This is a genomic window from Bradyrhizobium sp. dw_78 (assembly GCF_018449525.1).
GTDB lineage: Bacteria > Pseudomonadota > Alphaproteobacteria > Rhizobiales > Xanthobacteraceae > Bradyrhizobium.
Genome location: NZ_JAAVUS010000001.1, coordinates 619044 through 637490, shown reverse-complemented (window position 1 = coordinate 637490; position 18447 = coordinate 619044). Strand labels below are relative to the sequence as shown.

Below are 18447 nucleotides of genomic sequence, written 5' to 3'. Positions count from 1 at the left end.
TCGCGATTGACCGAGAAGCGCACGAATGAATGGCATTGTCAGAATTGCCCTGAGCCGACCGTACACGTTTGTCGTGCTTGCACTGCTCATTCTGATGATCGGGCCGCTGGCCGCGCTGCGCACGCCGACCGACATCTTCCCGGAAATCCGGATTCCCGTGATCGGCGTGGTCTGGCAATATACCGGCTTGCCGCCGGACCAGATGTCGGGACGCATCACCACGCCGTTCGAGCGCACCTTGACCACCACGGTCAACGACATCGAGCATATCGTCGCGAATTCCTATAACGGCATCGGCATCGTCAAGATCTTCTTCCAGCCCAATGTCGATATCCGGACCGCCAACGCCCAGGTCACGGCGATCTCGCAGACGCTGCTCAAGCAATTGCCGCCGGGCGCGACCCCGCCGCTGATCCTGAACTACAACGCCTCCACGGTGCCGATCGTGCAGCTCGCGCTGTCCGGCGAAGGCCTCACCGAACAGAACCTCGCCGACATCGGCGTCAACCAGCTGCGCACGCCGCTCGTCACGGTTCCCGGCGCCGCAATCCCCTACCCCTACGGAGGCAAGCAGCGGCAGATCCAGATCGATCTCAACCCGACCGCTCTGCAGGCGCTGGGACTATCAGGCCAGGACGTCGCCAACACGCTGGCCGCGCAGAACCTGATCACGCCGGTCGGCACCGAGAAGATCGGCCTGTTCGAATACACTGTCCAGCTCAACAACTCGCCGCTGAAGATCCAGGAACTCGGCGATCTGCCGATCAAGACCGTCAACGGCGCCATGGTCTATGTACGCGACGTCGCCACCATCCGCGACGGCTATCCGCCGCAGACCAATATCGTACACGTCGACGGCAACCGCTCGGTTCTGATGATGGTGCTGAAAGCGGGTTCGGTCTCGACGCTGGATATCATCGCCGGCATCAAGCAGAAGGTCGCGCAATTCAAATCGTCGCTGCCGGACGCGCTCAAGATCAGCTTCATCGGCGATCAGTCGGTATTCGTGCGCGGCGCGATCACCGGCGTCGCCCGCGAAGGCATCATCGCCGCGTTGCTGACCAGCGTCATGATCCTGCTGTTCCTTGGCAGCTGGCGCTCGACCATCATCATCGCCACCTCGATCCCGCTCGCCGTGCTCGGCTCCATCATCATGCTGTCGATGATCGGCGAGACGCTCAACATCATGACGCTCGGCGGGCTCGCGCTTGCGGTCGGCATTCTCGTCGACGAAGCGACCGTGACGATCGAGAATATCAATTACCATCTCGAACAGGGCAAGCAGGTCGAGCAGGCGATCCTGGACGGCGCCAACCAGATCGTGGTGCCGGCCTTCGTCTCGCTGCTCTGCATCTGCATCGTGTTCATACCGATGTTCTTCCTCTCCGGCATCGCACGCTTTTTGTTCGTGCCGATGGCGGAAGCCGTCATGTTCGCGATGGTCTGGTCGTTCATCCTGTCGCGCACGCTGGTGCCGACGATGGCGAAATATCTGCTGCACCCGCATGAGGATCATGGCCACGACGGACCGCCGCGCTCGCGCAACCCGCTGGTGCGGCTCCAGCGCGGTTTCGAAGCCGGTTTCGAACGGCTCCGCGCCAGCTATCACGACCTGCTGGCGCTGGCGCTGAAGCATCGGCCGACCTTCGTGATCGGCTTCGTCTGCTTTATCGCGCTGTCGTTCCTGCTGGTGCCGTATCTCGGCCGCAACTTCTTCCCCTCGGTCGATGCCGGCCAGATCCTGATGCATGTGCGAACCCAGGTCGGCACCCGCGTCGAAGACGCTGCAAATCAGTTCGCCGATATCCAGAAAGCCATTCGCACGGTGATCCCGTCCGACGAGATCGAGACCATGGCCGACAATATCGGCATGCCGATCAGCGGCATCAACATGACCTATAACAACACCGGCGTGATCGGGCCGCAGGACGGCGATATCCAGATCAAGCTGAAAGAAGGCCATGCGCCGACCGAAGGTTACGTCAAGGCGCTGCGGCAAGCGCTGCCGGCGCGATTTCCCGGTGTCGTCTTCGCCTTCCTGCCGGCCGATATCGTCAACCAGATTCTCAATTTCGGCGCCCCGGCGCCGATCGATCTCGAAATCCGCGGCTTCAATCTCAACGGCAATTACGCCTATGCCGGCAAGTTGCTCACCAGGATCCGCCATATTCCCGGCGTCGCCGACGCCCGCATCCAGCAATCGGCGCGAAGTCCAAGCTTCAATGTCGACGTCGACCGCACCCGCGCCCAATATGTCGGCCTGACCGAGCGCGATGTCGCCAACAGCATGGTGGTCAATCTGGCCGGCAGTTCCCAGGTCGCGCCGACCTATTATCTCGATCCCACCAACGGCGTGTCCTATTCGATCGTGATGCAGACGCCGCAATATCAGCTGGACACGCTGAGCGCGCTTGAGACCTTGCCGATGACCGCCGCGGGGACGGAGACGCCGGTGATCCTCGGTGGCATCGCGGACATCACCCGGACGACTTCGAACGCCGTCGTGTCGCAATACGACATCCAGTCCATGGTGCAGGTCTACGCCACCCCGCAGGGACGCGACCTCGGTTCGGTGGCGGCGGACCTCCGCAAGGTGGTCGCCGAAACCGCCAACGAATTGCCGAAGGGCAGTTCGGTGGCGCTGGTCGGCCAGGTCCAGACCATGGAGAGTTCGTTCTCCGGCCTGCTGTTCGGACTGCTCGGCGCGGTGGTGCTGATCTATCTCCTGATCGTGGTGAACTTCCAGTCGTGGTCCGACCCCTTCGTGATCATCACGGCGCTGCCGGCGGCGCTCGCCGGCATCGTCTGGATGCTGTTCACGACCCAGACCACGCTGTCGGTGCCGGCCCTGACCGGGGCGATCATGTGCATGGGCGTCGCCACAGCCAACAGCGTGCTGGTGATCAGCTTTGCCCGAGAGCGCTATGCGGAACTGGGCGATCCCATCGCCGCCGCGCTGGAAGCCGGTTTCGTCCGCATCCGCCCCGTCATGATGACGGCGCTCGCCATGATCATCGGCATGCTGCCGATGGCGCTGGGCCTGGGCGAAGGCGGTGAACAGAATGCCCCGCTCGGCCGCGCCGTCATTGGCGGCCTGATGTTTTCGACGATTGCGACCTTGATGTTTGTCCCCGTTGTGTTCAGCATGGTGCATGGGAAGCGGAATCTGGCTTCGGCGGAGGTTGTGCCGCTCGACGAGCATCGCGCTGAAGCTGCCGAGTAACGACAAAACAATAAAATCGCAGGGGAAACATCATGCCTGGGATATCGAAGGTGCGGAGCGTGGAGACGCTCGCGTGCGACGCTGGCTGGCGCAACTATCATTTTGTGAAGATCACCACCGAAGACGGTGTGATCGGCTGGAGCGAATTCGATGAAGGCTTCGGCTCTCCCGGCCTGAGTTCGGCGATCGAGCGGCTTTCGGCCCGCGTGGTCGGACAGAACGCACTCCAGCATGAGCGGATTTATGCAGAGCTGTTCGCCGCGACCCGTCCCAGCGCCGGCGGCGTCATCGCACAGGCGCTGGGGGCGATCGAAAACGCGCTGCTCGACATCAAGGGCAAGATGCTCGGCGTCCCCTGCTATGAATTGCTCGGCGGCAAGATTCGCGACCGCATCCGGGTCTACTGGTCGCATTGCGCCACCTGGCGCATCAATCATCCGAACTGGTACAAGCCCGCGATCACCGATCTCTACGGCGTCAAGGCGATCGGAAACGAGGTCCGAGAAAAGAAGTTCACGGCGCTCAAGACCAACATCTTCACCTATGACGACGGCAAGCCGCAGGGCTGGCGGCCGGGATTCGGCTCGCCGTTCGAACCCGAGATCAATGTCGACCGCAAGGTGTTGCGCGACCTACGCATGCATCTCGAGGCGATCCGCGACGGCGCCGGGCCCGATATCGACATCCTGCTCGACCTCAATTTCAATGCCAAGACCGAAGGCTATCTGAAAATCCTGCGCGAGATCGCCGACCTCGACATGTTCTGGATCGAGATCGACACCTTCGATCCCCTGGCGCTCGGCTATATCAGGCGGCAAAGCCCGCACCCGATCTCGTCCTGCGAAACCTTGACGGGTTTGCGCGAATTCCTGCCCTACTTCCGCGAACAGGCGACGGACGTCGCGATCATCGACACGCCGTGGAATGGGGTGTGGCAATCCATGAAGATTGCCGCAGCCGCGGAAGCCTGCGAGGTCAACGTCGCCCCACATAATTTCTACGGCCACCTCTGCACCATGATGAACGCGCATTTCAGCGCGGCGGTGCCGAATCTGCGGATCATGGAAACGGATATCGACCGTCTGGCCTGGGATCATGAGCTGTTCACCCATCTGCCCGAGATCATAGACGGCTATCTGATCATGCCCGACCGGCCCGGCTGGGGCACCGAGCCCAATGAGGAAGGGCTGCGCGCCCATCCACCGAAGGGCAAAGGCGGATTATTGAATTACGGCCGGAAAGCCTGACCGCCACGAAAAGCACTCCGGCCGTAGACCCCGGCATTCGCCCCAACAAGCAAAAGGCCCCGCGAGGGGCCTTTTACATTTAGACCGAGTCCTTCGCGGCCTTGACCGGGCGAGCCCGGACGATCTTGCGGGCCGGCTTGGCCTTGAAGGTCATCGGCTCTCCGGTGAAGGGATTGGTGCCCTGCCGCGCCTTGGTGGCGGGCTTCTTGATGACGACGAACTTGGCAAATCCCGGAACCAGGAAGATGCCGTTCTTCTTGAGCTCCTTGTAGCCAACGGTCGCCAGCGTCTCCAGCACGCCCTTGACGTCCTTCTTCGCTACTTCGGTCTCCACAGAGATCTTTTCGATCAACTGCGATTTGGTCATCTGCACGGCAGCCATTTTGTCTCCTGTAGGTTGATTCGCATTATGCGACACTATTTGGAAAAACCCTGTAAAAACCGCATATCCGGCGATCTTCACAGCTTTGTTGGTGGCATAGCCACCCTCGCCGGCCGAACCGGTAAACGATTCGCAGCGCCGCCGCCCCCTTTATTTATAGGGGTTGCGCGAATTTAGCTAGTTTTAAGCCCAAAATCGCCCGTGCAGCGGTGAAAATGACCGCCCCCCGGCAGGGCTATCCGAAGCCGGCAATTCGCGCCGGCCGGCATAGCCATGCCGCACCGACCGCCGCATTACAACGCGTTCACGTCAGGAACATCGGCACTCACGGTTCGTTTCCTCCTCATAGAAATTGGGAGAAACAGTCATGACGAGATTCAGGATAATCAGCGCTGCCGCACTCGTTGTTGCGCTTGCAGCGGCTTCACCTGCAATGGCCCGTGGTGGTGGGCACGGCGGCGGTGGACACATGGGCGGCGGCGCGCATTTCGCCGGCGGCGGATTCCATGGTGGCGGCTTTCATGGCGGCGGATTCCGTCGTGGCGCCGGTATCGCGGCTGGCCTAGCGGCGGGCGCAGCGATCGGCGGCCTTGGCTATTACGGCGGTTATTATCCCGACTATGGCGATTCCTACGCCTACGATTACGACGACAGTTATGCGCCCGCGCCCTATTACGGCAATGGCGACTTTGTCTGTCAGCCCGGCACCTGGTTCCGCGGCGAAGACGGCCGCCGGCATCTTTGCCAATAATCGGCTTGATGGCGTTTTCGAGCGAAGCGGATCGAGGTTCGGTTCTGATTCAGAATCGCAGCTTCAGCAAAACACAAAAGAAAAGGCGGCCGATCGGGCCGCCTTTTTGTGCGTGGATCAAAGTGCGGCGATTACACCGAACCTAACGCGCCGCCGGCTTGCGTTCGATCGGATGAATGTCGATCTCGCGCAGACGACCGAGCCGCAGCACATCCATCTTGAGCTTGCGATCGATGCGGTCGCGATCGAGCGTGCGGATCAGATCGTCGACGCCGTTGATCTCGACATCGTCGAGACGGATCACGACGTCGCCCGGCAACAGGCCGGCCTGCGCCGCGGGACCGTCGGGCTCGATCTGCATCAAGAGCGCGCCCATCTTGTTTTCGACGCCGGCAAGCAACGCATGCCGCCGCGGGATCGGCGCGCTCTGGCCGGATACGCCGATATAGGCGCGCCGCACATAGCCGTGGCGGATGATCTCCGACAGCACGAATTGCGCGGTGTTGCTCGCAACCGCAAAGCAGATGCCCTGCGCACCGCTGATGATCGCGGTGTTGATGCCGATCACCTCGGCTGCCGACGACACCAGCGGGCCGCCGGAATTGCCGGGGTTGAGCGCGGCGTCGGTCTGGATCACATCCTCGATGGTGCGGCCGTTGGCCGAGCGGATCGAGCGGCCGAGCGCCGAGATCACGCCGGCGGTGACGGTCGATTCAAAGCCCAAAGGATTGCCGATCGCGACCACGAGCTGGCCGCGCCGCAGGCTCTTGGAATTGCCGAGCGAGGCATAATGCAGGTCGCGCGCGCCGTCGGCGCGCAGCAGCGCCAGATCAGTATCGGGATCGACGCCGAGCACGCGGGCATCGGTGACGACGCCCTCATGGTCGCGCAGCCTGATCTGCTTGGAACCGCCGACGACGTGGCTGTTGGTCAGCACCAGCCCATCCGGCGAGATGACGATGCCGGAACCAAGCCCGCCGCGCTCGCGCGCCTGCGGCGTTTTCGGCCCGGTCTCGACGCGCACGACGGCAGGCCCGATGCGATCGGTGACGTCGATGACGGCGTTGGAATAGGCGTCCAACAGCGCCTGGTCGTTGGCCGGCGCGGCATTGAAAGCGGTCGCCCCGGAAACGGGTTCCGGCGGGCTTGATGATGAGAAGTCGTCGATGGTGTCTCGGGTAAAATCCAACATGGTGAAAGTCCTCTGGCGCCATCAAATGGTGGCCAGATTTCACCATCGCAAGAGGCCGCCGGCGTCCCGTCCCGGCCCGGCGCGAGGCTGTGATCTGATGGGCGGGGAAAATGCAGCTTGCGCAGGCCAATGCAGCTTGGACCCGGCCGGCTCTGCTGCCCAAACGGAGCGCGACGGCGCGTTCGTTCACGGCGCCGTTATCATCTTTCTGTCGTGCATAAATTCGGGGCGCGCTGGATAGTTTTTGCGCATGGCCTTGGCGCTACGCGCTTTTTCGCCCGGCGCAGACCGCCTTTGGGGCGGCGGCGGCATGGCTTTTCGCCCGCTGGCGTGTGGCATGCAAGTTGCGTTGGCCGTAACGATGCAGACAAGCCCGGTCCAGTTGAGCGTTCGAAACGTGCGGAAGTCCTTCCACGGCAAGGCCGGCGAGGTCCCCGTGCTCGACGACCTGTCCTTCGACATCCACGCCCGCGATTTCGTCAGCATCATCGGGCCGAGCGGCTGTGGCAAGACCACGATCTTCAACATCATCGCCGGCCTGATCGAGCCCGATTCCGGCGCCATGCACTATCTCGGCGAGGAGATCGACAGCCTGCGCGGCCGCGTCGGCTACATGATGCAGAAGGACCTGCTGTTTCCCTGGCGCACCGTGCTCGGCAACGTGCTGCTGGGGCTCGAGACCCGCGGCGTCGACCGCACCGAGGCGGAAGGCAAGGCGCGGGAATATCTCAAGCAGTTCGGTCTGGCCGGCTTCGAGAACGCCTATCCGAAGACGCTCTCCGGCGGGATGCGGCAGCGTGTGGCACTGATCCGCACCCTGATCATGGACCCGGATATCCTGCTGCTCGACGAGCCGTTCTCGGCACTGGACTACCAGACCCGGCTTTATCTCGAAGGCATACTCAAGGACGCGGTCGAGACCTACCACAAGACCGTGATCCTGGTGACGCACGATATCGACGAGGCGGTGGCGCTGTCGAAACGCGTCGTCGTACTCAGCGGCCGGCCCGCGCGGGTCAAGGTCGTCCACGACATCGATATCACCGCCTCCTCCCCGATCGCGGCGCGCAGCGACAACCGCTTCTCGGGCTATTTCCACGCGCTCTGCGCCGAACTCGACATCCAGACCGAGAAAACCGCGTGACCCTGACCATGCCCGGCGCAACTCCCCTGCCGAAACGGCGGCCGCGCGCGACGCGCCGCCGCGCCAATTTCGACACCGCGCTCGGCCGTACCGCGCTGCAAGCGCTGGCCGTGATCGCCTTCTTCGCGCTGTGGGAGATCGGCGTGCGGATGGGATGGATTTCCGCCTTCCTGGTCGGCTCGCCGGCCGGGATCTTTGCCGACGGCTTCAGGATGATCACCAGCGGCGATCTGTTGTCCGACACCTGGTACACGCTGTTCGAGGCCATCCTCGGTTTCGTCATCGGCACCATCGTCGGGTCGCTGCTGGGGCTGGCGCTCTGGTACTCGGTATTCGTGGCACGGCTGGTGGAGCCGTTCATCGTCGCCATCAACAGCGTGCCGAAGATCGCGCTGGCGCCGATCGTGGTGCTGTGGTTCGGCACCGGCCTGGTGTCGAAAGTGGCGCTGTCGGTGTCGCTGACCGCGATCGTCGCGCTGATCGCGGCCTATCAGGCGGCCAAGGACGCCGACATCGACCTGCAATCGCTGTTGATCTCGATGGGCGCGGACAAGCACCAGGTATTCTTCAAGGCGGTGGTGCCTTCGACCCTGCCGTCGATCATCGCAACCTTCCGGATCAATATCGGCTTCGGCCTGGTCGGCGCCGTGGTCGGCGAATTCATCTCCTCGCAGCGCGGGCTCGGCCACCTGATCTACACCGCGTCCAGCCTCTACGATCTCAACACCGTATGGGTCGGCCTGTTCACGCTGATGATCATGGGCTTCGTCCTCTATTACGTCATCGATACCATCGAGCGCACCAGCCTTCCCTGGAAGCAGGCCAGCGCCACCCATCAGGTTCAGGTTTAATTCATATGTACATACGGAGACGTCAGATGCCGTTGCTCACGCGCATTGCCCGCGCCGCAGCCCTTGTTTCGATCCTGCTCGCCACCCCGGCCCTCGCCGAGAACAAGAAGGCGGTGCTGTCGCAGGCATTCCAGTCGATGCTGTATCTGCCGCTCTATGTCGCGATCGACGAGGGCTTCTTCACCCAGCAGGGCCTCGACCTCACCAAGGAGACCGCCGGCGCCCCGACGGTGGCGCTGTCCGCCGTGATCTCCGGAAGCGCGCAATTCTCGATTCACGGGCCGGAATGGACCGCGATCGCGGCGTCGAAGGGCGCGCCGGTCGATATCATCGCCAATGTCGTCAACGGCGCCGCGGTATGGATCGCGACCTCGCCGGACTTCAAGTTCGACAGCATCAAGGACATCAAGGGCCAGAAGGTCGTCACCGGCCTGATGCCGACCACCAGCACCTCGCTGTTCATGAAGCTCTTGAAGGAAAACGGCATGGACCCCAAGACCGACGTCGATATGATCCAGGTCGCGCTCGGCTCCGAGCCCGGCCCATTCATGGCCAAGCAGGCTGATATCGCCGTGATGTATGAGCCCGGGCTGGACCAGGTCGCAGCCAAGGGCATGAAGGTCGTGCTCGGATTTCCGAAACTGTACGGCGCCTACGCCTTCTCGGCCGTGACCGCACGCAAAGATGTCGATCCCGATATCGCTCAGCGGGTCGTCAACGGCATGGAGATGGCGGTGCGCTTCATGGCCAAGAACCAGGACAAGACCGTCGAGATCGCCAAGAAGGAATTCCCGACGCTGGACCCGGCCGTGGTGGAATCCGCCGTCAAGCGCATGCTCGCCGAGGGCGTCTATCCGCCGAGCGTGGACATATCGGCGGACGCGCTGAAGGTGGCGATGGATACCCAGATCGCGCTCAGCAATCTCTCCGCCCAGCCGGACTACAAGGCCTTCGTGGTCAAGACCTTCATCGATCCGGCAGTGGCGATGAAATAGCGGAAGGCCGGCAACAAGCCGACATGCAGACCGCCGGTCTGCGCGCGCCCTGTCCCTGATCCATTGATTTAGCGCCCGGTTCTGGTTGAATGAGGATCGGGCTCTAATATTTTGTTTTGACGCTTTTTTCGTTACGCGAACCGGTGTCCCGTTCGCTCGAAAACGGTTTAAGAGTTCTGCTTCGGGAATCGCCGACATGATCGATCCGACCACACGCTCCGCCCTTCCATCCGGCGCGGGAGTCCTCGAACTTCTCCGCCTGTTCAGGAACGATCAGGCAGCCGCGGACCAATATGCCGCCGCCTGCCTGGAAAAGGCAAAGGCCGTCGAGCCCGCGCTGAAGGCGTTCGAATATCTTCCCAGGGATGTCACGCGGCGGCCGGGCCCGCTGTCCGGCATTCCGGTCGCGATCAAGGACATCATCGCGACCTCGGACATGCCGACCACCAACGGCTCGCCGGTCTACCGGGATCATGTCCCTGCGGCGGACGCCTGGGTGGTCGAGCGGCTGCGCAATCTCGGCGCCACGATCTTCGGCAAGACGGTGTCGACCGAATTCGCCTGGCGGCATCCGGGACCGACGGTCAATCCGTGGAACAGCCGGCATACGCCGGGCGGATCGTCGTCGGGATCGGCGGCGTCGGTCGCCGCCGGATTGGTCCCGCTGGCGCTCGGCACGCAGACGCTGGGCTCGGTGATCCGCCCGGCCGCATTCAATGGCGTGGTCGGCTTTAAGCCGAGCTTCGGCGCGATCCCGCGCATCGGCGTGCATCATTTGAGCCCATCGCTCGATCATGTCGGCTTCTTTGCCCGCCGCGTCGACGACGTGGCATTGGCGCTGTCGCTGCTCGCCGGCACCAGCGACCGCGACCCGCACGGCCGGCCGCTTCCAGGCTTTACCGTCGATATCGATCAGGGCTTGGCAGCGCTGGAGCGGCCGCGGCTTGCCGTCGTCCGCTTCGCCAAATGGTCGAAGGCCGAAACAGAGCAGCAGAAGCTATTCGACACCGCTATCGCGACGCTGCGCGGATCCGGCGCCATCGTCGAGGAGCTCGAACTCGCCGAGATCGACCGCGCCAATTGGGACACCGTGAACACCATTCTCGCCGCCGAAGGCGCCGCAATCTTCGCCGGTCTTGTGGCGCGCTATCCCGACCGCACCAGCGATCATCTGAAGTCGCTGGTCGAGAGCGGCAACGCCAGGTCGGCGACCGATTACCTGGCCGCCAAAGCGTGGCAGGAGAAATGGCGTCAGGCCTTCGCCACGGACATATCCGGCTATGACGCCGTGCTGACGCTGCCGGCGTTCGGCGAGGCGCCGCTCGGGCTGGACTATACCGGCGACGCCGAATATTGCGCGCCCTGGACCCTGCTCGGCGTGCCCGCGCTGTCGCTGCCCGCGGGCTTCGGCAGGAACGGCCTCCCGTTGGGCGTCCAGGTGGTCGGCCCCTATCGCGAAGACCTGCGAACGCTGTGCGCCGCCAAATGGATCGAAGGCGCGCTGGCGTTCAATCCTGGCCTCGCGCCGGTGCAATAAGCGACCGCTACGCCGCCTTCTTGGTCTCGAGTTCGGCCTTCCACTCGCCTCTGCTGGCGAGCGAATTCATCAGCGCGCGGTGGCTGAAGGCCTGCTGCCCGGCGGGCACGTTCTCCGGCTTGCCCGCCCATGCCTTTTGCGGCGCCGCCTGCAGCGCGCGGCCGTAGGAAAAGGTCAGTTTCCATGGCAGGCCGCCGATCCGGTTCATGGCGTCGAGATGGGCAGTGGCTTCCTCGTCGTCCTGGCCCCCTGACAGAAACGCGATACCCGGCACCGCCGCCGGCACACATTCCTTCAGCAGCCGGATGGTCTTCTCGGCGACTTCCTGAACCGGCGCCTGCTTCGGGCATTTCCTGCCCGAAATCACCATATTGGGCTTCAGGATCATGCCTTCGAGCGCGACCCGCTGGATCCGCAATTCCTGAAACACCTTGTTGAGCACGCGCCGGGTGACATCGTAGCAGCGGTCGATATCGTGATCGCCGTCCATCAGCACTTCCGGCTCGACGATCGGCACGATCTGGGCGTCCTGGCACAGCGCCGCATAGCGCGCCAGCGCATGGGCGTTGACGTGGATCGCGGTCATGCTCGGAATGTCCTTGCCGATATCGATCACCGCGCGCCATTTCGCGAACCGCGCGCCCTGCTTGTAATAGTCCGCCAAGCGCGAAGCGAGCTTGTCGAGGCCAACGGTGACGAGTTCGCCGGGGCAGCCGGGCAGCGGCTGGGTGCCTTCGTCGACCTTGATGCCGGGGATCGAGCCCGCCTGCTCGATCAGCTTGACCAGCGGCGCGCCGTCCTTGGCCTTCTGCCAGATGGTCTCGTCATAGAGGATGACGCCCGAGATGCATTTCGACATCGCATCCCCGGAACGGAACAGCATTTCGCGATAATCGCGCCGGCTCTCCTCGGTGGATTCCACCTTGATCGCGTCGAACCGTTTCTTGATGGTGCCGGTGGATTCGTCGGCGGCCAGAAGGCCCTTGCCCGGCGTAACCACAGCCTGAGCCACCTTGTTGAGCTCGGAAAGGTTCATCGCTGTCTCCCAGACTGTGATTGTGCTGAAATCAAGAACGGTTCAGGGGCCAATCCGTTGCACGCAGGATATGCAATGCCGCCCGCCCGCTCAAGCCGGGCAACGTCCAGGCGGAGCGGATCCGCGGGAACATTTGCGCTCGATAAACCGGTCCGCATCGGCTAGCTTTTTCGCCGGCAGCCATAACGGCCGTCGCCGTCATCAGGCGGTTACAAGAAAATTTCAGGGAGTTTCGAGTATGCCCGCCCCTTCGTTGCGCCTGACCTTGGCGTGTCTCGCCATAAGTGCTTTCCTCATGAGTCTGCCTGCCCAGGCCGCCGGTCCGAAGCTTGAGAGCAGCGATGCCATGATCCCCTCTGGCGACCCCGGGATCGAATTGTTCGTCCGCAACAAGCATCCGGCCGGCACGCAGAAATTCCCATCCGACCGCATTCTCCTGTTCGTGCATGGCGCTACCTACCCGGCCGAGACATCGTTCGACCTGCCGATCGAAGGCGTATCGATGATGGACCTGCTCGCCCGGCGCGGCTTCGATGTTTATCTCGTCGATGTCCGCGGTTACGGCCGCTCGACCCGGCCGCCGGAGATGAACGAGCCGCCCGAAAAGAACAAGCCGGTCACATCGACCGAAACCGCCGCGCACGATCTCGGCGTTGCCGTCGATTACATCCTCAAGAAGCGCCGTGTCTCGAAGATCGACGTGATGGGTTGGTCGTGGGGAACCTCCATTGCGGGCCTCTACACCAGCGAGCACAATGCGAAAGTCGATCGCCTCGTGCTCTATGCGCCGCAATGGATCAAGCAGCCGGCCGTGCCCGTGGATCCCGGCGCTCCGCCGCTCGGCGCCTACCGGCTGGTCTCGAAGGATTCCGCCAAGGCGCGCTGGCTGAAGGGCGTGCCGGAGGACAAGCAGGCCACGCTGATCCCGCCGGGCGTGTTCGAGGCCTGGGCCGATGCGACCTGGGCGACGGACCCGGAAGCCGCCAAGCATTCGCCGCCGATGCTGCGCGCGCCGAACGGCGTTTTCTCTGACAGCGTCAATTATTGGAATGCCGGCAAGGCCCAATATGATCCCGGCAAGATCACCGTGCCGACATTGATCCTGCACGCCGAATGGGACGCCGACCTGCCGAGCTATCTGGCGCAGAATTATTTCAAGCAGCTCACGAACACGCCCTACAAGCGGCTGATCGAGCTCAGCGAAGGCACGCATACGGTAATGATGGAAAAAAACCGGATGCAGTTCTTCCACGAGTTGATCGGTTTCCTCGACGAGGAAAAGCCGCTGGCGCTGAAATAGCGGCAGGCAAAACCGAAACAGCCGAAGCAACCGGGGTCAACGTTGCTTCGGCAGCTCGTCCACCAGCACCCGCATGTTCTCGCTGTAATCGACGGGAACGACGACGAGATGTACGCCCTTGTCCTCCAGCGCCAACTTCAGCGTCGGCAGGAAATCCTTGGCCGACTCCACGCGCGAGCCCTTGGCGCCATAGGATTTTGCGTAGGCCACGAAATCGGGATTGCCGAATTTCAGGCCGAAATCCGCAAAATGGTCCGCCTGCTGTTTCCAGCGGATCATGCCGTAAGCATGGTCCTCGAGAATGAGCACGGCGATGTTGACGCCGAGCCGCACGGCGGTCTCCATCTCCTGCGAATTCATCATGAAGCCGCCGTCACCGCACACCGCGAGCACTTTTTTGTCGGGATGGATCAGTGCGGCGGCGATCGCGGAAGGGAGCCCTGCGCCCATCGTCGCCAGCGCGTTGTCGAGCAGCAGCGTGTTGGCGACGCTGGTGCGGTAGTTACGCGCGAACCAGATCTTGTACATGCCATTATCGAGCGTGACGATGCCGTCCGGTGGAATCGCCTCCCGGACGTCATGGACGATGCGCTGCGGCGTCAGCGGAAAGCGATCCTCCGTCGAGCGTTCCGCGAGCTTGGCGAGGATTTTCTCGCGCAACCCCAATAGCGCGCGGGCGTTGGGCAGCTTGCCCTCCAGCCGGCCCGCAAGCGCAGCCAGGCTGGCGCCGACATCGCCGACGATCTCGGCCTCGGGGAAGTACACCTGTTCGACGGTGGCGGGCGTCGCCCCGATATGGACGACACGCGGCCCGCTCTCGTTCATGATGAAGGGTGGCTTTTCGACCGTATCGTGGCCGATGGAGATGATGAGATCGGCCTGATCGACGGCTTCATGGATCCAGTCGCGTTCCGACAGCGCCGCCGTTCCCATATAGAGGTTGGAGCCGGCATTCACCGCACCCTTCCCCATTTGCGTGTTGAAGAAGGGAATCCCGAGACGGCGCACGAACAGCGACAGCGGCTCGGCGAGTTGCGGGCGGCTGGCGGCGGCGCCCAGCATGACCAGCGGCCGTTGCGCGGCGGCGATCATCGCCGCCGCACGGTCGATCGCCGCCGGAGGCGCAACCGGGAGTTCGACGGGATGCGCAGGCACGACCGCAGCGATTGCTTCGTCGGAGGCCACATCCTCCGGCAGTTCGAGATGCACCGGCCCCGGCCGTTCCTGCTGTGCCACCCGGAAGGCATCGCGCACCAGGGTCGGAATGCTCTGCGCCGAAACGATCTGCGTCGCCATCTTGGTCAGCGGCCGCATGGTGGCGACGATATCGACGATCTGGAATTTGGCCTGACGGCTGGTGTGGATCGCCTTTTGTCCCGTGATCATCACCATCGGCATCGCGCCCAGATCCGCATAGGCCGCGCTGGTCGTCAGATTGAGCGCGCCGGGCCCGAGCGTGGTCAGGCACACCCCGGCGCGGCCGGTCAGCCGGCCATAAGTCGCCGCCATGAATCCCGCCGCCTGTTCGTGACGGGTGATCACGAGCTTGATCTTCGAATTGCGCAGCGAGTTCAGGACATCGAGATTCTCTTCGCCTGGAATCGCGAAGATGTACTCGACGCCTTCGCTCTCGAGCGCCTGGACCAAAAGATCAGAAGCCTTCGTCATCGCTTAACTCCTCGAACGTCGTCCTGCCGTGAACGATGTTAGCAAGATCGCAACAGCGCCGATATGTCCGTTGTTCGATATGTCAGTTGCTTCCTGCGGCAATGAAAACGCCGCCAGCCTTGCGGCCGGCGGCGCGATGACGAAACCATGAGACGAGACTAACCGGCCATCCGCCGCGGCAGCTTCCAGCCCGGCCGCACGAAATGGCAGGTGTAACCGTCCGGATAATGCTCGAGATAATCCTGATGTTCAGGCTCGGCCTCCCAGAAATCGCCGACCGGAGCGACCTCGGTGGCCACCTTGCCCGGCCACAGGCCGGAGGCGTCGACGTCGGCAATGGTGTCGCGCGCGACCCGCTCCTGCTCGGGGCTGGTAAAGAAGATCGCCGAACGATAGCTGGTGCCGATGTCGTTACCCTGGCGATTGCGCGTGGTCGGATCGTGGATCTGGAAGAAAAATTCCAGCAAATCCCTGAAGTTCAGCACGCGGGGATCGAAAATGATCTCGATCGCCTCGGCATGGGTACCGTGGTTGCGATAGGTGGCATTCTTGACGTCACCGCCCGAATAACCCACGCGCGTCGAGATGACGCCGGGCCTGCGGCGGATCAGATCCTGCATGCCCCAAAAACAACCTCCCGCGAGAACGGCGCGCTCTGCATTTGTCGTCATCGGTGTTTCTCCATATTCGCCGCGAAACAAGCCTCGTGCCGGACTTTCCGTCACGGCCCGGTTGAATGGGAGCGTAGCATAAATGTGGGGTGGATCGAGTCCGCGCAAGTCGCGCCGGAGGCATCGGACCCCCGAGGGCATAGGAAAATTGCAGGAATTGCGCTAGCTGTGGACACGCCGCGCGGGTCTTCCAAGAGCGAATATGCGAATGGCTGGATTTCTCCGTTTCAATTGGTCTTCCACCGGCACGCCGACCGGCCGGAGAGGCCTTTTCGGATATCCCATCCTTGTCTCCGGCATTCTCTTGTGCGCGCCGGTCGCCAGACCCTGCGCCGCTCAGGATGCGCCCGAAGCCCCGGCCGCCGCGGAAGACGTTCAGCCGGAAATCTCGCGGCAGGAATGGCTGGACCGGATACAGGAGGCCAGGCGGCGGGCCAGGGAAGTCGCCCTCGAACGAAGGATGCATCCCGAGCGCTATGCGCCCGGGCCCGAAGATGCGGCGCGCATCGCCAGTGAGCGCGCGCTCAACGACAACAGCCTTCAGCCGGGAGACGTCGTCGCGACCGACAAGGGGCTGTTCGTTTTCCGCGGACGGCTCGACCAACATCCGAGCAGCGAGGACTTCATTCAACTGCCGGACCGATAGAGCGATAATGGGATTCTAACCAAGCCGACCTACAGCTTCCCAGGACTGAACGAATCAGATTCGGAAAGTTACGGAACCAAGCCGAGATGAGCTTTTCCATCACATCGCGAACCGCGAAGCTTGCAACCCTTACGGTGTTCGCGATGTTACTATGGCCCTCGCCTGTTCTGGCGGCGCCGAGCGTCGAGGTGGCCAAGCGCTGCGTTCACTACGCCTATATCGTTTACCCCTGGAAGCGTCCGGGATCGGGGCCGATGAGCGGCGACCGCCAAGCCTATATCAACGATTGCTTCGCCAAGAACGGCAATGTCCCGGAGCCTGCACGTCCGACCAAGCAATGATCCAAGCGCCGCAGGCCAATCAGCAGCCGCGGGCCATCGCAGCCGCGGGCCGATCAGCGCCGCAGCCAAATCGGCGTCGCGGGCGAAGCGGCCGCGCTACTTGATACGGGCACGATAGGCCGGGTAGCGATGGATCCGATGCAGGCGCATCGTCCGCTGCGGCTGGGTATGCGAGGTGTTCGGGGTCGCGGTCGATCCGGGGGGCTCGTCACGCGGGCGGATCGGAAACCCCATGGTCGGGCCAAGATAGGAAGGATCTTTGGTCCCCTGCGCCCACGCGGCCGCTGGCCATGTCGGGACAGTCGCCACGATGATCAACAGCAGTTTCGATACGCACATCGTTAGCCCTCGCCAGAGCAACGTAGATACCATAGAGCAACGCAGATGCCATGACGCAGGTTCCAAAATCTGCTCCAGCGTTTTCGAGCGAAGAGGATTCAGGTTCGCGTGAAGAAAATAGAATTTCAGCGCGCGGTTCTAATTCAATCAGAACCAAAATTGCTCCAGCTTTAACTGGCCGCAACCCTTTGCCGTTCACGCGTCAGCGCAAACCTAAATCATGCGAATATGTCTTACTTGAAAGGTCGAGGGTTACGCGAGGCCAGGCGCGCCGCAACGAGACAATTAACCAGGGCCCATATCCCCAACGACACCCATGTGAGCGTACCCATCAATCCTCATCGTTCTCCAGCCCGAGCTTGTTTTTATGTTTCTATTTTTTGTCATCGTGGAGGCAGATTCGCCAAATTCCAAGCGGATTTTTTTAATCCGCTCAACCCATAGTGGCGCATGAATAACTGCGCTCTCCTGCCGCGAAATCCAATAGTTGGCCGGAAGAGATGGATCAGTGGCAATGCCGTTCAAGCCGCATCGGGCGAGCGATCCAAACACTCAACCGAAAATCGCTGAAACGACAGACGCAAAAAATATCAGAGAGATTTGGACCGCGATGCCCGGACCGTTACCGGCAGGCCCGCACGCGGCGCAGGCGCGGGCCCGAGCGCGTCTCAACCTCGACGTAACGGACGCAACGTCCCCAGCCGGTATAGCCGAACGGATACGGCCGGCCGAAAAACGACACATGCTGTGTCTCGCTGGACGACGGGAGTGGATTTACGGGCCCGAGCGCCAAAGCCGAACTTGCGCCCGCCATCAACCCGACCGTAAACACACACAGGATGCCAAAGCTGCGAACCATCAACCTGCTCCCCCAAAAATATCCCGAAACCATATCGCCTCCCCGATTACTAACACTCACAGACCGTTGAAACAAATGGAAGCCTTTTTGGTATGATAACACCTTTATATTCCTATCATTTAGTAACGTTAAAGATGACAACCAGTTGAGAATATATGATAATTTATCAATAAGCGGTTTTACGAAATATTAGCCAATTAATATTCCGACCCGTGATCGGGGTTTAGCTTATGAATCAAGTACCGGGTCTATCGCGACGCTCGCC

The 18447-nt window shown here is 62.2% G+C and carries 17 protein-coding genes; 10 read left to right on the top strand and 7 right to left on the bottom strand.

The features are described 5' to 3' along the window. The first annotated feature begins 25 nt into the window (after positions 1-25). Both HB630_RS02865 and HB630_RS02860 read left to right on the top strand, forming a co-directional pair. Positions 26-3223, top strand: a complete 3198-nt coding sequence (locus tag HB630_RS02865; protein WP_213769917.1) for an efflux RND transporter permease subunit — start codon at positions 26-28, stop codon at positions 3221-3223. Between the two features lie 32 nt (positions 3224-3255). Next, entirely contained in the window at positions 3256-4470 is a 1215-nt protein-coding gene (locus HB630_RS02860) for a mandelate racemase/muconate lactonizing enzyme family protein (protein WP_213769916.1), read from the top strand. Positions 4471-4549: 79 nt separating this feature from the next. On the opposite strand, the gene HB630_RS02855 is transcribed toward HB630_RS02860, so the two are convergent. Next, positions 4550-4852, bottom strand: a complete 303-nt coding sequence (locus HB630_RS02855) for an HU family DNA-binding protein (RefSeq protein WP_249780612.1) — start codon at positions 4850-4852, stop codon at positions 4550-4552. A gap of 367 nt (positions 4853-5219) precedes the next feature. Here HB630_RS02855 and HB630_RS02850 point away from each other — a divergent pair, with 367 nt between their 5' ends. Beyond that, the gene (locus HB630_RS02850; protein WP_213770783.1) at positions 5220-5603 is read left to right on the top strand and encodes a hypothetical protein; all 384 of its coding nucleotides are present in this window, start codon (positions 5220-5222) and stop codon (positions 5601-5603) included. Positions 5604-5745: 142 nt separating this feature from the next. Here HB630_RS02850 and HB630_RS02845 read toward each other — a convergent pair whose 3' ends face one another. After that, positions 5746-6795 carry a trypsin-like peptidase domain-containing protein gene (locus tag HB630_RS02845; protein WP_213769915.1) on the bottom strand — a complete coding sequence of 350 codons (1050 nt, stop codon included), beginning with the start codon at positions 6793-6795 and terminating at the stop codon, positions 5746-5748. Between the two features lie 337 nt (positions 6796-7132). Here HB630_RS02845 and HB630_RS02840 point away from each other — a divergent pair, with 337 nt between their 5' ends. The 4 genes from HB630_RS02840 (at position 7133) to HB630_RS02825 (ending at position 11322) form a co-directional block, all read left to right on the top strand. After that, positions 7133-7939: an ABC transporter ATP-binding protein gene (locus tag HB630_RS02840; protein ID WP_249780611.1), complete on the top strand. Its 807-nt coding sequence runs from the start codon at positions 7133-7135 to the stop codon at positions 7937-7939. After that, positions 7936-8790: an ABC transporter permease gene (locus tag HB630_RS02835; RefSeq protein ID WP_346656021.1), complete on the top strand. Its 855-nt coding sequence runs from the start codon at positions 7936-7938 to the stop codon at positions 8788-8790. Before HB630_RS02840 ends, HB630_RS02835 begins: the two co-directional genes overlap by 4 nt. 26 nt (positions 8791-8816) lie before the next feature. Further along, entirely contained in the window at positions 8817-9785 is a 969-nt protein-coding gene (locus HB630_RS02830) for an ABC transporter substrate-binding protein (RefSeq protein ID WP_213769914.1), read from the top strand. A gap of 196 nt (positions 9786-9981) precedes the next feature. Beyond that, positions 9982-11322: an amidase gene (locus HB630_RS02825; protein ID WP_213769913.1), complete on the top strand. Its 1341-nt coding sequence runs from the start codon at positions 9982-9984 to the stop codon at positions 11320-11322. Positions 11323-11329: 7 nt separating this feature from the next. Here the strand turns inward: HB630_RS02825 and HB630_RS02820 are convergent, their stop codons facing one another. Next, a complete protein-coding gene (locus tag HB630_RS02820; protein WP_213769912.1) occupies positions 11330-12358 on the bottom strand; it encodes a class I fructose-bisphosphate aldolase in 1029 nt (342 codons plus the stop codon). Positions 12359-12653: 295 nt separating this feature from the next. Here HB630_RS02820 and HB630_RS02815 point away from each other — a divergent pair, with 295 nt between their 5' ends. Further along, positions 12654-13658 carry an alpha/beta fold hydrolase gene (locus HB630_RS02815; protein ID WP_249780610.1) on the top strand — a complete coding sequence of 335 codons (1005 nt, stop codon included), beginning with the start codon at positions 12654-12656 and terminating at the stop codon, positions 13656-13658. 36 nt (positions 13659-13694) lie between these two features. Here the strand turns inward: HB630_RS02815 and HB630_RS02810 are convergent, their stop codons facing one another. Together HB630_RS02810 and msrA are read right to left on the bottom strand one after the other, a co-directional pair. Then, the gene (locus HB630_RS02810; protein WP_213769909.1) at positions 13695-15326 is read right to left on the bottom strand and encodes an acetolactate synthase large subunit; all 1632 of its coding nucleotides are present in this window, start codon (positions 15324-15326) and stop codon (positions 13695-13697) included. Between the two features lie 158 nt (positions 15327-15484). Then, positions 15485-15997 carry a peptide-methionine (S)-S-oxide reductase MsrA gene (gene msrA / locus HB630_RS02805; protein WP_213769908.1) on the bottom strand — a complete coding sequence of 171 codons (513 nt, stop codon included), beginning with the start codon at positions 15995-15997 and terminating at the stop codon, positions 15485-15487. Between the two features lie 208 nt (positions 15998-16205). On the opposite strand from msrA, the gene HB630_RS02800 reads away from it, so the two are divergent. Further along, positions 16206-16643 carry a hypothetical protein gene (locus tag HB630_RS02800; protein ID WP_249780609.1) on the top strand — a complete coding sequence of 146 codons (438 nt, stop codon included), beginning with the start codon at positions 16206-16208 and terminating at the stop codon, positions 16641-16643. An 86-nt stretch (positions 16644-16729) separates the two neighbouring features. Further along, positions 16730-16984: a hypothetical protein gene (locus HB630_RS02795; RefSeq protein WP_249780608.1), complete on the top strand. Its 255-nt coding sequence runs from the start codon at positions 16730-16732 to the stop codon at positions 16982-16984. A gap of 96 nt (positions 16985-17080) precedes the next feature. Here the strand turns inward: HB630_RS02795 and HB630_RS02790 are convergent, their stop codons facing one another. Both HB630_RS02790 and HB630_RS02785 read right to left on the bottom strand, forming a co-directional pair. Continuing rightward, positions 17081-17323, bottom strand: coding sequence for a hypothetical protein (locus HB630_RS02790; protein ID WP_213769907.1), 243 nt, complete (start codon positions 17321-17323; stop codon positions 17081-17083). A 622-nt stretch (positions 17324-17945) separates the two neighbouring features. Further along, positions 17946-18182 carry a hypothetical protein gene (locus tag HB630_RS02785; protein WP_213769905.1) on the bottom strand — a complete coding sequence of 79 codons (237 nt, stop codon included), beginning with the start codon at positions 18180-18182 and terminating at the stop codon, positions 17946-17948. Positions 18183-18447 lie beyond the last annotated feature (265 nt).